14 protein-coding genes and 1 pseudogene are annotated in these 15,158 nt (G+C 38.8%); 9 read left to right on the plus strand and 6 right to left on the minus strand.

Going from position 1 to position 15,158, the window contains the following annotated elements:
* Positions 1–259: 259 nt before the first annotated feature.
* Positions 260–1,681, plus strand: coding sequence for a S41 family peptidase (locus tag ACSLUH_RS09675; RefSeq protein WP_448566399.1), 1,422 nt, complete (start codon positions 260–262; stop codon positions 1,679–1,681).
* 136 nt (positions 1,682–1,817) lie between these two features.
* Here the strand turns inward: ACSLUH_RS09675 and ACSLUH_RS09680 are convergent, their stop codons facing one another.
* Positions 1,818–2,891 (minus strand): tetratricopeptide repeat protein, encoded by a 1,074-nt coding sequence (locus ACSLUH_RS09680; protein ID WP_448566401.1) that lies wholly within the window; start codon positions 2,889–2,891, stop codon positions 1,818–1,820.
* 263 nt (positions 2,892–3,154) lie between these two features.
* Here ACSLUH_RS09680 and ACSLUH_RS09685 point away from each other — a divergent pair, with 263 nt between their 5' ends.
* From ACSLUH_RS09685 to ACSLUH_RS09720, 8 genes and pseudogenes are all read left to right on the plus strand, one after another.
* Complete coding sequence (locus ACSLUH_RS09685) at positions 3,155–4,735, plus strand: Na/Pi cotransporter family protein (RefSeq protein ID WP_448566403.1); 1,581 nt, start codon at positions 3,155–3,157, stop codon at positions 4,733–4,735.
* A 133-nt stretch (positions 4,736–4,868) separates the two neighbouring features.
* Complete coding sequence (locus ACSLUH_RS09690) at positions 4,869–5,576, plus strand: hypothetical protein (protein ID WP_448566405.1); 708 nt, start codon at positions 4,869–4,871, stop codon at positions 5,574–5,576.
* Positions 5,577–5,678: 102 nt separating this feature from the next.
* Positions 5,679–6,827, plus strand: coding sequence for a hypothetical protein (locus tag ACSLUH_RS09695; RefSeq protein ID WP_448566406.1), 1,149 nt, complete (start codon positions 5,679–5,681; stop codon positions 6,825–6,827).
* Positions 6,828–6,949: 122 nt separating this feature from the next.
* A pseudogene (locus ACSLUH_RS09700) lies at positions 6,950–7,585 on the plus strand (acyl carrier protein phosphodiesterase).
* The gene (locus ACSLUH_RS09705; protein WP_448566408.1) at positions 7,582–8,334 is read left to right on the plus strand and encodes an MBL fold metallo-hydrolase; all 753 of its coding nucleotides are present in this window, start codon (positions 7,582–7,584) and stop codon (positions 8,332–8,334) included. Before ACSLUH_RS09700 ends, ACSLUH_RS09705 begins: the two are co-directional and overlap by 4 nt.
* A 40-nt stretch (positions 8,335–8,374) precedes the next feature.
* On the plus strand, positions 8,375–9,112 hold the full coding sequence (locus ACSLUH_RS09710) for a carbon-nitrogen hydrolase family protein (protein ID WP_448566410.1): 738 nt from the start codon (positions 8,375–8,377) through the stop codon (positions 9,110–9,112).
* 382 nt (positions 9,113–9,494) lie between these two features.
* On the plus strand, positions 9,495–9,707 hold the full coding sequence (gene cspE, locus ACSLUH_RS09715) for a transcription antiterminator/RNA stability regulator CspE (RefSeq protein WP_448566412.1): 213 nt from the start codon (positions 9,495–9,497) through the stop codon (positions 9,705–9,707).
* A gap of 125 nt (positions 9,708–9,832) precedes the next feature.
* On the plus strand, positions 9,833–10,000 hold the full coding sequence (locus ACSLUH_RS09720) for a hypothetical protein (RefSeq protein WP_448566414.1): 168 nt from the start codon (positions 9,833–9,835) through the stop codon (positions 9,998–10,000).
* Between the two features lie 88 nt (positions 10,001–10,088).
* Here ACSLUH_RS09720 and ACSLUH_RS09725 read toward each other — a convergent pair whose 3' ends face one another.
* The 5 genes from ACSLUH_RS09725 to ACSLUH_RS09745 all read right to left on the minus strand — a co-directional run bounded on the left by ACSLUH_RS09725 (position 10,089) and on the right by ACSLUH_RS09745 (position 15,086).
* Positions 10,089–10,976 (minus strand): GGDEF domain-containing protein, encoded by an 888-nt coding sequence (locus ACSLUH_RS09725; protein WP_448566416.1) that lies wholly within the window; start codon positions 10,974–10,976, stop codon positions 10,089–10,091.
* A gap of 56 nt (positions 10,977–11,032) precedes the next feature.
* Positions 11,033–11,428, minus strand: coding sequence for a hypothetical protein (locus tag ACSLUH_RS09730; protein ID WP_448566418.1), 396 nt, complete (start codon positions 11,426–11,428; stop codon positions 11,033–11,035).
* Positions 11,429–11,638: 210 nt separating this feature from the next.
* The gene (locus ACSLUH_RS09735) at positions 11,639–12,430 is read right to left on the minus strand and encodes an RMD1 family protein (RefSeq protein ID WP_448566420.1); all 792 of its coding nucleotides are present in this window, start codon (positions 12,428–12,430) and stop codon (positions 11,639–11,641) included.
* A gap of 33 nt (positions 12,431–12,463) precedes the next feature.
* Positions 12,464–13,606: a GNAT family N-acetyltransferase/peptidase C39 family protein gene (locus tag ACSLUH_RS09740; RefSeq protein ID WP_448566422.1), complete on the minus strand. Its 1,143-nt coding sequence runs from the start codon at positions 13,604–13,606 to the stop codon at positions 12,464–12,466.
* Positions 13,607–13,643: 37 nt separating this feature from the next.
* Positions 13,644–15,086 carry a RimK family ATP-grasp domain-containing protein gene (locus ACSLUH_RS09745; RefSeq protein WP_448566424.1) on the minus strand — a complete coding sequence of 481 codons (1,443 nt, stop codon included), beginning with the start codon at positions 15,084–15,086 and terminating at the stop codon, positions 13,644–13,646.
* Between the last annotated feature and the right edge of the window lie 72 nt (positions 15,087–15,158).

Raw genomic sequence — 15,158 nt, forward strand, 5'->3', positions numbered from 1 at the left:
CCATCGTTTAATCGAACTACTGTAAAAGAAGGCCTTAGTTGCAGCTAAGGCTTGGGCCTCACTTTACCCTAAATAGGTTTAAAAAGAATAAGTAAGATGGGTGTATTATCCATACAAGAGACTATGGTGCTGAACGACCGCGTCTTGCACTTTCTGGCAAGAGCTAAAAGCGGACCTTGGTATTATTTTTTAGGTTGCTAGATCCCCAACGCCTATATTTTCAAACTGAAAAATGAATAAATAAGGAATAACTAACTTTATGGACAAAACACTAGGTTCAATTTTCTCGCTGATAGGTCTATTTTTACTGTCTGTAAATGTTTCTGCTTTCTATTTAGGTAGTGAACCTATAATGAGTGAAACTAAGAATACAACACCTAATCATTCAATCTGGCAAACTCAAGGTTATGGGTACATATTAGAAGTCATCGGCGAAGATATACGTTTTTACGATATTACAAAACACCATTGCATACTTAATACTATAGAAACAGGTGAATATCCTAGTCGTAACTTGATTGTCGAGGGGGATTCGGCTGAATTAGATTGGTATACGGTACACCCTGTAAAACTAAAGAGACTGAGCCATTTGCCTGCATTATGCAAGCAAAACTTGCAGCCCAATGCAGATGCTCATAATATCAAATTCTCAGCCCCAGAAGTGTTTGATATTTTGTGGTTTACCTTTGCAGAAAACTTTGCATTTAACGAAGAGCTTAATTGGAACTGGCATACCAACTATAAAACTTGGCGAAATAAAATTTCAGATAGTATGAGCGAATCGGCATTGGCGGAGGTCATTACGGAACTTATAGATGAATTAGGTGACGCTCATGCATATGTAGAATCAGATAATGACAGCTTCTTTGCTATGAACAACATTAAATGGGAACAGTTCAGAAGTAGGATGATTAAGGAGGGGTTTTCACAACAGACTGAGTTTTCATCCTTACGTGACTTTTTTCAAGCTATTAGTAAAAAACGCAACAACATAATTTCAAGCTATTTTGACAAAAATCACCCGCCGCAGAAATTAAACCGCAGCTTACTATGGGCTTCACTTCCTCATGAAATAAACTACTTAAGTATTGATGATATGAGTGAATATACTGCTGAAGAGACTATTCAAGCGGATATAAAAGAAGTAGACAGAGCGATACAGTATATTATGCCTATGCTCAGGAATGCCAAAGGTCTAGTAATCGATTTACGCTGGAATAGTGGAGGATACGACATTGTTTCACAACGATTGTTATCCTATTTTATTGATAAACCATTGCTAGTTGGCAGTAAATCGTACCGAACTGAAAATGGTTTTAGCAAACCAGAAAGTATTATTGTTCATCCAGCAACATTTGACCGTTACGTAGGGCCTATTGTAGTCCTTACCAGTGGTATAACCATGAGTGCAGCTGAATCATTCTTACTTGGTCTGGCTGCCAGAGCACAAGTTACCATCATTGGAGAGCCATCTAATGGCGGTTTTAGTGATTCACTTCCTAAGCAACTGCCAAATGGCTGGTCGTTTACGTTATCTAATGAACGTTATTTTGACTCAAAAGGCGAAAATTATGAATATCGTGGTTACCCAGTAGAGAAGAACTTTGAATATTTAAACGCATCAGATTTAAAGGGCAAAAAAGATAGTGCACTCATTGAAGCAATGAAAATTCTTAAGTAAAGCCTTTGTAGAGCAGAGTTTTACAATGGCACTACCTTTCCCTTTTGGCACATATGAGATTGCCAGATTTGGTTGGGTTCTATTAATCAAGTCTGACAGTTCAAATTAAGACTTATTCAGCTTAATATTATTCATTTTAATATATGGTATAGGTTGCACCCGCTTCGTTTAACGCCTGATAAAAATCTTCGATGCTACACTCTTCTTCTAACTGGCAGAGCAAGCGGTATTTTTCGATAGCTGGCTGATAGCCTTGTTTAGCCGCTTCAAATAACCAGCGTACGGCATTATTCATATCTCGTGAGCCTTCTATGCCGGTTAAATATAGCTCTGCTAGATTAGTTTGTCCTGGCGGATAGCCTAACTCAGCTGAACGCATTAACAACACGAAAGCTTGTTCGAACCGATCGTCTAGGTAGGTTAGCTTAAGTAATGCCATGGCTTTGTTGTTTTCACTTTTACCGGGAATGAAGCGCCACTTTTGCTTAACTTTTTCGATGTTACTAACAACATTTCCGTCAATTAAATAGGCTGACGTATTTTGAGCAATGATTGCCAACTCTGGCCTGACTGCTCGATAGATAAAACCTTGTTGAAATAAGCTATCTAATTCTGCGTAAGAAAAGTGATGCCTCTTTTTTTCAAAATAATCAAAATCCCGGGTATGGCCTAATGCTACCCCTTTATCTAACGTAGACTTTAGTGGATAAAAGTAATTTCCATAAGTTAGTGAAACCATGCCGCCAGTAATATCGACTACTTTAGCAATGCGGTACTTATGATGAGGACGAAATTCACCGGCTACTTTCTGGTAGTCTAAATAATAGAAATCGTTAATCTTAGGAGTATCAATATGTACTTGGCTTTGACGGTGTTCTATTTGGGCTTCTGAAAAATAAAAACTCAATAACAGGATAATAAGAAAGCTGCCGGTAAAGGTGCTTAACAGGCGAAGCCGGTTTGCTAATGATAAAACAACATTTGAAAAAATTAATTTTAAATCAGGCGAATTGCGTGGTAAATCAGCGACATTTTTACATTGTAAACAAAGCAATTGAGTATTTTGCTTTACCGGAAAAATGGGTAAATATTCAAGGAAGTAATAACAATAGGTAATGACCGAATTAACACGATGAACTTGCCCGCCACAACAATGACAAAGCCATTTATCTGTAGTTCCTATACATAATGTTGATTCGCGGTAGTCCATGTTTTAACCTGTTGTTTTCCGTTAAATTATTTTATAGCACTTGTTTATAAATCAAACAAGGCTTTACTACTAAAAGTTTCGTATTTTCGTTAAGGCCTAGTAAGGTTGAAGGAACAAGAGACTATTTTGGCCCCTATTATGTCGTTTTATTTGGTCGTTAGAAGTGATAGGGAGTTAATTTCAACTAAATAACGAGAGTTGGTTAATAATTAGTGTATACATTAGCAATTGTTTGCTGATATTAATTCAAAAGGAAAACGCGATTGACCAGTGAACACTACATAACCTTAATGCAAACCCTTGGTGGGTTAGGAGTATTTTTACTTGGCATGATAGTGATGACTGACGGACTGCGGGCGTTGGCAGGACCTGCTATGCGCCAAGTACTGGTTAAGTTTACACGAAGTCCATTAACAGGGGCTTTAACAGGGGCAGGGTGTACCGCGATTTTGCAATCATCGAGTGCGACAACGGTTGCCGCGGTTGGCTTTGTTGGTGCTGGTGTAATGAGCTTTTCAGAAGCGTTAGGGATTATTTTCGGTGCTAATATTGGTACAACAATCACTGGCTGGTTAGTGGTTCTTGTCGGTTTTAAATTGCAATTAGCTACCGTGATGTTACCTGTGATATTAGTTGGGGTTGTCTTAAAGCTTTTTAGTAAAAACAAACTCGCTACCTTAGGGTATGCATTGGCTGGGTTTGGCTTGATCTTCGTTGGCATATCAATGATGCAACAAGGAATGACAGGGGTAGAGCAAATTATTACCCCAGAAAGTTTCCCTCCTGATACTTGGCTTGGGCGGATCCAGTTGGTGCTGTTGGGTGTATTAATCACCTTGATCACTCAATCTTCAAGTGCTGGAGTGGCTGCGGCACTCACCGCGTTATTTGCTGGTGCGATAAACTTTAATCAAGCGGCGGCATTAGTGATTGGTATGGATCTTGGTACAACCGCCACGGCAGCGATGGCAACTATCGGTGGCTCTATCGGTTCTCGCCGCACAGGGTTTTCCCACGTAATATACAATGGCTTTACCGCTGTTGGTGCTTTACTACTGTTAACACCGTTTACCTATTTTAGCTCGACGTATTTTCCTGGTAGTTTAACCAATAACGCTGAAGTCGCTTTAGTCGCATTTCACACCACCTTTAATATTATTGGGGTTATTGTGGTGTTACCATTTACCAAGCAGTTTGCGGCATTTATCAAGAAAGTGATTGCCCAGAATGAACTTTCTTATGTTGATCAACTTGATAGTCAATTACTTGCTGAACCCAGTGTTGCATTGACGACAGTATTCTCAACGTTAAAAGTTCAGTTGCATCAATTGCTTAGCTATATTCAATGGCTACTTAATAATACCCATCGTAAATGCTTGATTGATTTTGCTCAATTACAAATTGCCTTAGACGAAACGCATGCTTATGTTGATTTAATTCATTTAGATCGCAGTAATAGTGATGAATGGAATAAGTTAATCAATATTATCCATGTACTCGATCATATGCAGCGCATTCATGAACGATGTGATGAAGCCTCAACCCACAGTGCGAACTTGCTTCGCCAACAACAAGTAGACGCGATACTAGAACAGGTTCGAGATGAAATTTCACAAATTGCGACCTGTTTTGATGAGGAACAATGGCGCAAAGCACAGAAAATTGCATATAGCACCCGTAAAAATTTAGCAAAAATGTTAGAGCCAGTACGTAACAATATTATGGAGCGTATTGCGCAGGGAGAATTAACCGTACCTCAAGCGACTGAGTTAATGGAAGGCATGCGCTGGCTGCAACGGATAATTAATCATATTGCTCGCATAGCTCATCATTTAAGTCATTAATATATACAAAGTTAGTTAAACTATTATGATAAGTATTTTAATCTAATCATTTTTTTAAATATCGAAAGAGTCTTACAGGATGTTGATAAGGAAAGTTTGTATAAGAGTACACTGGATTTTTATACTGAGTATTATGCTACTAAGTGGGGCATGTACATCAAAATTGCATGTTCGCTTGTATAGCGAGCACTTAACTGAAGAGGATGTTGTTAAGGTATCTAATGCGCTTGAGGCAGCTAATATACGTTTTTCAAATACGACGGTTAGAATGCCTAGAGCAATAAATGACAATACCATTATCTACACTCCAGCTATTGATCAAAACCAGCAGATATATTACTTGGTTGAGACATTAAGTTCTGTGGGATTCAGTATTCACAACTCGTCTATTCTAGGAGTAGGAAACCATAGTTTCACAGCTAATAACCTTGGTCTTTATTTGTTTTCAGAGGGAACGAAAAGAAAAGCCCTTCAAGATGATTTGTTGAAAATAGATGAGTTTGGTAGTGTAGAGTGCGGAAGTGTATTGACGTTAAAAGAAAACAATACATTTGACATTGTCTTTGATATTTGGGATCACAAGCGGTCTGATTACATTGAGTATTTGGTAACTGGAACGTGGCAGGATATTGGCTCTGGTGACATTAGTCTTACATCAGAAGGTTGGCGTAACGATTTGAAATTTATTCGAAAAACCACGATAGAATCAACTGAGGAAGGAAAGTTAAAAACAATCATATTAACTCCTGTGGCTTTAGGAAGAGAAGCTGGTTTTTACCTTGATAATGATAAAAATCAACCTGATGTTAATTGTTACTACCGAACCAGTATGTTTATTTAACAGGTTTTTCTTGTCTATCTCCATTTAGTGCTTATTTTGTGTGAGTTAGCTAGTTATACTCATGCTAGCTTTGCCGAACAACAACTACTTTAACAAGGGATTATGATGCAACCACTTTCTAGGTTGATAATGGTTTTGCTACTGCTATGCAGCTTTTCAGTCTATTCAATTAATAGTACACAACAACAAGTTCAAATCAGTCATCCAGATTTCGATGAGCCTTTCGTTTTTAATGTTGCACTACCGGCTGGCTACGATAGTAATCCAGATAAATCGTATGTGATGATGTTTGATTTCCATCCTTTTTCAGATACTTACTTAACGGGTATGCATGATTGGCTGAGTCATAATGGTGAATGGCCTTGGCTGCAAACGATTATTGTTAGCCCTCAGGCAGGAAATCGGGTTGGGATGTTATTTGATCCTAGTGGCAAATCGACACCGATGTTGGATTTCTTTGAAGAAAAGTTATTTCCGCTCATTGACAAAAAATACCGAACTAATGGTTTTCGTATCTTTAGTGGTTTTCGTGTTAATGGCACCATTGTGCTGTCTTCATTAATCAATAAGCCTGATCTATTTAATGCTCATATTGCGGTGAGTCCAGAATTAAAAGATGATTACGCGGCGATACTCTCAACGAGTGCTAAAAAGCTTAACAAACTCTCTGAGCGGCCACGTTTTTTATTATTTAGTCATGGCACCAATGTTAAAGAAGATCACCAACAACAAGCTTATGCACAGTTAAAAGAGATCCTCGAAAAATCAGCCCCTAAAAGCTTAGATTGGCACTATAAACATTTTAGTGATCATTATTTTATGTCATTGCCGTTGTTGTCAGTGATCACTGGCATTGAAAAGTTATTTAATGATATTCACCAAGGGTTAGCGCCTAGTTCTGAGATCTCAACACAAGGTGTTGATGCGATAATTCAACATTATCAATTTTTGTCTCAACAAAAGTATGGCTTTGAGGTTTCTCCTCAAGAATCGATAATCCAACTGGGGTTTTATTTGATTGAACAAGAGCCTGATAAAGGTATTAATGTTTTCAATCAGTTGATTAAGCGATACCCTGATGATGCTTATAGTTATCATCATTTAGCGAAAGCATACGCAAAATTAGGTAACTTCTCGCAAGCTGTTAAACACCAAGAAGTCGCAGTCAAATTGTCGGAAAGTATGCTGACATGGCATCAAAAGCGCATGAAAAAAGCGTTGGAAGAGTTTCGTGCTAAATTGGCGCAGTAAAATACTGGATGAGATGGTTTACTGTTATTATTAGTGCTAGGTTAATTGATATCACATTGCTCCTCGCTAATTAATAGCAGGGTAGTCAATAAGTAATGGTTAAGTAATGTTAAGGTACCTGAGTGAATTATTTAGCGCATTTATATTTTGCCAAGCCTACCGCTGATTCTCATTTTGGCAATCTTTTAGGTGATTTTGGTGGACGTAGGCACGCCAAACACTTGCCATTGTCGGTACAAATTGCGCTCGATAATCATTATTTAGTTGATAAGTTTACTGACAGTCACCCTTTGGTTAATGAGGCTAAACAGTACTTTTCAACAGAGCGTAAACGCTTTGCTGGTATTGCAACGGACGTTGCTTTTGACTATTTCTTAATTAAACATTGGGCGAGCTTTCATCAACAGCCGCTAAAAACGTTTAAACAAGTGAGCTATCAGTTACTGAATTCGCGCTTGGCGTTAATGCCAGCAAGAATGCAACGAGTAGTAACGAGCCTTACCAATAACGATTGGTTTAAAGAATATGAAACCATAGAAGGTATTGGTTTAGCCCTAGATAACATCGCGAAACGAATTCGCTTTGAGAATAATTTAGCGGAGCAATTGATGATGTAGAGCGCTATTATGATCAATTCGAGCAGATATTTTTAGCGTTTTTTCCCAGAGCTTATTGCGCATGTTGAGCATCATCAATTAGAGAAAGACCACGACGGTAAAAATGAGCAGATAACGAAGGTCAGAGCGTCAATTTCATGAAGCTAGTTCAAATGCAAGGGTACATTCAGTCAATTTATTTTGCGGTGTACGAGGATAAAATTTTACTGCTCGACGGTTGCTGCAAAGCCGATGTCAACAACATAAAACATTTTGTTACTCAAGAACTCAATCGGCCAATTGAACAGCTAAAAGCGGTGGTTGTTACCCATATGCATCCTGATCACGCTGGTGCAGCCAACACGTTGAAAAAACGTTTTGGTTGTAAAATTATCTCTGGCAACGCACAAGGGCAATGGTATAGCGGTTTTGATGGTTGGCTGATGTATCTCAGTGATATCTTGTTAACCTTATGGGTGGCTAAGCGACTCAATAAACAACGAAAAAATATTTTCTATAGTCCAAGATTAGAGGCTGATTATTTGTTGGCTGATGAACAATTGGTCCCTGGTTTTGAAGATTGGCAAGTCATTGCAACTCATGGCCACACTGATAGGGACATCTCATTATTTCATCTACCGTCACGTAAGGTATATGTTGCTGATTTGGCGGTTAAGGTAAAAAATAAATTTGTGCCGCCTTTCCCTGTTTTTTATCCGAATCGGTATCGAAATTCGTTAGCAAAAATTGAACAGCTAAAGCCATCGACTGTCATTTTGGCTCACGGTGGTGAAGTTAGTGTCAGCCATCAAGAATATCTTCACTTGGTGAGCTTAGCGCCTAAGGTTCCGCTAACTCATTGGCGCGCCACTAAAGCTAAAATTAAAAAACTGTTTTCAAAAGAACGATGAAAATGTTACTACCATTTAATTTAAAGGAGTAGAAGCGTTAATGAAAATAGCTTCAGTACAAATGCGCTTCGTTTTAGGCGACGTAGACCACAATATTTGTCGTCATCTTGAGAGTATTGAATTAGCAATTAAAGCGGGAGCTCGGGTGATATACTTTCCAGAATTATCGATAACTGGATATTCAGTAGATATCGCTAAAAGAATTGATATTGAGGAGGTTTATCAAAAACTTGAGGTTTTCCAGAAAATTAGTGACCAATACGATGTCTTTATCGGTGTGGGGGCACCTTCGCGAACTTCTCACGGTGTGCACATTGCAATGCATTGGTTTAGTAAGCATCAACCTCGTCGCTGTTATGCGAAACAATTTTTACATGGCGATGAAGCTAGTTATTTTGTGCCAGGTAAGGCACAACTTACGCTAACAATAGATGGTTACCGATTGGTGCCGGCAATTTGCTTTGAATCGCTGCAACCAGCGCATGTTTGCAATGCCGTGAAACTTGGCTGTGATGTTTACCTTGCCAGTGTTGCTGAGTCAGCCAGTGGCTTGGATAAAGCTATGGTGCATTATGCGCAAATAGCGAAACAATATAGATTAGCTGTTGTTTTTGCAAATAGTTTAGGTGATTGCGGTAGCTTTTTCAGTATCGGAAAATCGACTGTATGGAATGCTGACGGACAGCTAGTCGAGCAATTAGACAGCCAAGAAGAGGCAATTATGTTTTTTGACATCAAGACCGCGCAAGGTAGCAGTGTTAAACTGTCTAGCAGCTAAGTGGTATTTGGCTAAAATGCAAATCTATGCGGTGATTAACAAAAATAGTTTTACCTTAATAGTTAGCTCAATCGTTTGGTTTTTAAATTGCATCCTTATGAAAAGGTTGATGTTATTAACATTAAACTTGTTAATGTTTCGACGGCAATCCTTCCTTAAAAAAATTAAAAAATATAATGCTATACTTTATTGGTTATCTAGCGTACCATGACTTCGCTTTAGAAATTTAAAGCCTTATCTACTACTGCATCTTGCACCTCTTTTTCTACTTTTAAGTTGAACTTGTATTTACATTTGCTCTATTGGTTAATGTTTTACTTGTTATCTCTAATGCTTTACTGGTGATTTTCACCCAAACTTAAATTTATAAAAGGTTTCAAATATGTCTAATTCTGTAAAAGGCGTAGTTAAGTGGTTTAATGAAGAAAAAGGCTTTGGCTTTGTCACTCCTAATGATGGTGGTAAAGACGTTTTTGTTCATTTTCGTTCAATTGTATCAGAAGGGTTTAAATCTCTAGCTGAAGGCCAACAGGTTCAATTTGACGTAGAGCAAGGCCAGAAAGGTCCTCAAGCGTCTAACGTTGTTGCTATCTAAGCCAACGACTTTCTTCAAAGGCTAGCACTAACTAGCCTTTTTAAAACAACAGTAATACTCTCTTCTTGAACTAACCCTCATCTAAAGCCTTACTGCTACACTAATATTTATATAAGATTTACAATATGACTCAAACATTTAATGGCATTATTATCGATGCACAACCCCCTATATCTACCATAACGGTTAACAAGTTCTGTGTAGTGTTTAAAGATCGCACTCAACAAAAAACGGTGAGTTTACAAAACTCGCTAGAAACGAAGAAGTTTATTCATTGGTTAACGGCAATGTAATGAAAACAACAGCTTAAAGGATATTTAGTAAAGTATTGTTAAGCAATAGCTGTTAGGAAACCATAAGCATAAACACGTGTAGAATTGATTATACTTTTTCCTGCCACACTTGAAATGCAATGTTATTTTTCTTATTTGATTTGACGGTATACATTAGCTGATCCGCGATTTTTATCGCCTCTTTAATGTCTTTTGGCAACGACTTGAACGTGACGATGCCGACACTGAATGAAACATCCCACTTATTTTCTTTCATTATCATTTTTAGGGCATTAGAGGCCTTGGTAAAAGCATTTTTTACTGCTGCTTGATCAGTTTCTGGAAAAATAATCGCAAATTCATCCCCCCCTAGTCTGGCAACAACATCGGTTTCTCGTAAACTAGACACCAAGATTTCGGCCACTGTTTTTAGCAACTTATCTCCTTCTTGATGACCAAGCGTATCGTTAATACGCTTGAAGTTATCAATGTCGATATAAGATAAAGAAAAGGTATGCTCATACCTAATTGATCTTAGGATCTCATTAGCAAGTTCTATGGAAAAACTTCTTAAATTTAATAGCTTAGTTAAGTGATCAAGGTTGGCGAGATCAAACTCTTGATTATGTGCATCCCTGAATAATAAAACGAGTTTGATAATGAAATAATATACCGCTAACTGAAAAGTGAAATAAATAGCGTCAGAAAAGTGAAGTGTTTGAGCCTCTGCAGTTTGCCAGCTAACGATAGTTGTCAGTGAAACGATAACAACAGCAAGTAGGTAACCATACCTTTTCCCACTATGCCAACTGATGATTAAAAGCGGGAAAACGTTTAACAATACTAAGTGATGTAAATTATTGAAGAATAGACCGGTTAAGGTGATCACTAACACCAAAAATGTGCACACTAACGCTACAGCTAAGCTGTGACAGTGTTCAAGTAGAGCTAAGACAATTAACATTCGGTTATGTTTATTGCCATTATGAGCGCCCACGGGGGTTCCTCGCTTTTACTATCTAACGGAGCAGTAGTTAATAATTCAAAGAGAAACTATTTGCTTTTTAAAGCGTTTGGTTTCCCCAACATGATATTACTGACGACTGCAAAGCCTGTTTTATCATCACAATAGGGTACAGAGACTGATACTTGGATAGCCGGATTATTCAAAAAAGATTCCCTAATATCGATTCGCATTCTTGTCAGTTTTGAATGGTCAATAATTCTTCTCGCTTTTTTAGCGATAAACGCTCGAGGAAATCGACAGGGCAGGTCAACTTTAATTGGCTTGCCTTGGCTAGATAATTGAAATGTAAAAGAGCCATCATCGTTGAACTCGAGATACGAAACTTGGCCACTATAGATTTCGGTTGCTGAAACGTTAAGGTTTATTGCTAAGCAAAACAATAAGGTAGTAGATTTTACGGTAATGAGTTTATGATAACTCACAAGTAACGGCTAATAATGAAAGAGCACATAGGTTAATCTCTAGTTGAGGTTAAGCTTCAGTATAAGCTAATTTCGTTGGGAAAGCTGTCTTTAGTCTCGGTATTTCATATTGCCAACGCATAGCAGATAATGTTTTACTGTATCTAAATAAGCGGGTGAAAGGAACGTTCACCCGCTTTTAAGAACTTAAGTAAGCCTAAAAAAGAAATTTTAGAAGAAGTAAATAATAATATCGACCGCAATCAACCAGATAATAATCCACTCAAGAAACGCTGAATGTTTGTGGTTTTGTTCACTAGAAATCATATCTAATAAGCCATGAATAGTGTCGAGCTTTTTGTTGAGAATATTTAGCCGAGCATTTAAATCAAGGTAGTTGGTGATTTTTAGGTAATAAGGTTCTAACTCTGGATAATCCCAAAAGAATTCGGGGGTATCTAATAGGTTAAAGTGCAGGGCAATATCGCTGCTGGTATCAAACAATATACCGCGCAGTTTCGCTAACTCACGACGACCAATAGAAACTTTACCTTTGTGCGCCAATTCTTTGGAGATAAAAGCGTTATCTTGTATCACTTTTTGAGCCTTTTCTTCAAAAAAATCGAGCTTTGCTGATTGTGCAAAACCGTGGCTAAGTGCCAGTCGAGTTAACAGTGAATCATCAGGCAAGCCAATACTGTCATGATGCACATTAAATTGCCCACTTTGTGAAAAGTAATAGCTATACTGTTCAGATGTCGGGCGTTCAAAGCTTTCGCTAACGTAATCTCTGAGTGAGTAAATAAGCTTTTGACGAGCATTTTCTGGCATGTTCCAACTGACTAACACACCATAGTCAAAGAACCATGCTTCGCCATGGTCTTGCTTGAGTAAATAGGCATCACGGTAACGTATTGCCCCAAGCTTATTGATTAATGCTTCGCTAGCTGTTTCATCCGATAAACTCGTACCTAATGCATCGATTGAAATGCTAAAGCTATCGGTTGTTGTTTGTGTTGCCATTTTTGGTTTTTCCAATAAAAGTTGTTTTCATTGTTAATGTTGAGCTATCACGATCGCGCAGCGTAATCGACTTGTACCGAACATCGACATTTTCTCAAAGTCTGTGCGGGCGATCGGAGTATGCTGACAATCCATTGCCACTTGCCAGTTTTCTTCAACATCAGAATCGTGAACATAAAGGCATCGTTCATCGATGCCAGTAATAAAAACCCAGTGCGGCGCTTTTGCACCATCAAGTCGATAGGTGCTAATTAACATCAATGCTGCTTTACCCTGTGAAAGCCATTGTTCAACATCAAGTAAACTGACTTCTTGATAATGGATCGCCAATTCAGACGCTTGGCATTGTTGCTCGAATTGCTGATGCACTAAAGTCATCACTTGCTTTTTAAGATGAGTACGCACACCATCAATAAAAAGCGGTTGATTGTTATTGATAAAAACTTCGGCACTAAAACCGCGCTTTTGGGCTGCTAATGCGAGACCAAAAGGGTGGGTGCCACCAAGCCCTGATGTCATAAAAATCGTGGTGGATTCGCGCCACAGCTCCAGTTCTAACGACTGTTCACAGCTGATCGTGTCATCTAGGGTCGCCATTGCCATCATCAATGCACAAGGACCACAGGTAAAATCTGTTGTTTGAGGACACCAAGGCGCTGTGTGATGTTGAATCGTGTGAGGTTTATGCCAGATTTTTTTTTGCATCCGCAATGCATCTTGATGATCTTCATAATAATCAAGATACTCTCCAAAGCGTCGATAGCCATGAAGTTCATATAATCGAATCGCCGCTTTGTTTGATTTAGCAACCTCAAGGCGCATAAATAACCGGCCGCTATTTGCTATCGCTTGTTCGCCAGCGTTGAGCAGTTGTAACCCTATCTGTTGTCCTCTAGCTTTTGGTAAAACAGCTAATGAGTACAAACGCGCCAGGCGAGTGCCTTTCAATAATAAACACAATACATAGCCTAGTATTTCTCGGTCTTGGCCTATTGTAGATTCAGCAACCTTAGATTGAGCAACGATGGATTCAGCGACAAGCAAGCGACTATGCGCAGAGTTTAAATGGTACTTAAAACTGCGACGACTTAGCCGATCAACGGTAAAGCATTGCTGTTCGATCGAAAGCAACGTATCGAGATCGTTAGCTTGCGCTAAGCGAATGGACAGTGTCATTACTATATTCCTAAAACCAATACTGGTGTAGCTAAGATCATTTACGTAACCCTCTAGCTTCAAAACGGCGTAAGAACTCCGCCATAATTTGCATATAAAGCTCATTGCCTAGGTGTTTATCTTCGACCCCATATTCTAGGCTTGGGTTATCGTTTACTTCTAACACAAAGGCTTTGCCGTCGACTTCTTTGACATCAATACCGTACAAACCATTGCCGACAGCGCTGGCGGCTTTTAAAGCCGCTTGTAACACGCTTGGTGGTACCTCAAAGATAGGCAAGGCATCAAACCCGCCACTAAAGTTGCGTTTTGATTTATGGTTATATATTTGCCAATGGTTTTTGGCCATATAGTAACGGCAAGCATAAAACGCACGGCCATTAAGCACGCCAATACGCCAATCGAAGTCGGTAAAGAGGTACTCTTGTGCGATGTATAAGGCCGAATCAGCAAGCAACTGCGTTGATGTTTCAATTAACTCTTGGCGATTTTTTATTTTAAAAACCCCTTTAGAAAAGGCACTCTCGGGAATTTTCAATACCAGTGGATACCCTAAGTCTTGTTCAAGTTTTTCTAGGGTTGCTTCATTGTTATTACCGAGGATAAAGGTTTTTAAACTAGGTACATCATGATAGGTAAAGGCATCGTGCAGGTATACTTTATTGCAACAACGTAGTATCGAATTGGCGTCATCAATCACCACTAAACCTAACTTTTCTGCCTCATGGGCGAAGCGGTAAGTATGATGATCAATAGCGGTAGTCTCTCGGATAAATAAGCCATCAAATTGCGCAAGCGAACTCATCATATCGCTGCTAATTTCTGTTGCTTTTATGCCAAGTTTCTCCGCCGCTTTAATAAAACGATTAATAGCACCTTTGTTACTTGGAGGCACTTGCTCTTGACTATTCGTGAGAATCGCAAGATCCCAACGGTATTTCTTCTTATCACGCTGTGTCCGCCACGCTTTTTGTGCAAAAGAGCGTAACACCGTTAGACAAAATTGGTGCTGTTCGCCATTAAGTTGACTCAAGCTACATCGATTGATGGTTAAGCTTTGCTCGTGCAGGTTAACGAGCAGCAATGGCGCAGCAAATTGTTGATAAATCCATTCAGCAAGTTTCTTGTGTTCAACATCATGTGTTTGTCCCATACAAATCACAAAATCTTGATGGTTTGCCTGCTCTAAATGTGATGATTTTACCGGTATAGATGTTAACGATATCCGCTGAGCATGACTTTCTCTTAACGCATTTATCACCTTTACGTTTGGTAAAACTGGATGTTTGCGAGCCTCGGCTAACAATGAACAATAGTAACCATGACTTAGATAACGACTGGTATCGCATAAATTGATTATACGAATTTTGGTTTCGTTAGCTTTTGGATACTCTTCCAAATATTGGGTAAAGCTAATGCAATGCATGCTTTCATCGCTTTGTAAGCTCTGGTCATCTGAAATAAAAAGTGTTTTATACACAAAAAATACTCTGCAAGCTGGGGAGACTTTAGCACATCAAGGGCAGAGCGACTGACGGGGTTGGTTACCCCA

This window comes from Thalassotalea ganghwensis, from assembly GCF_053485795.1.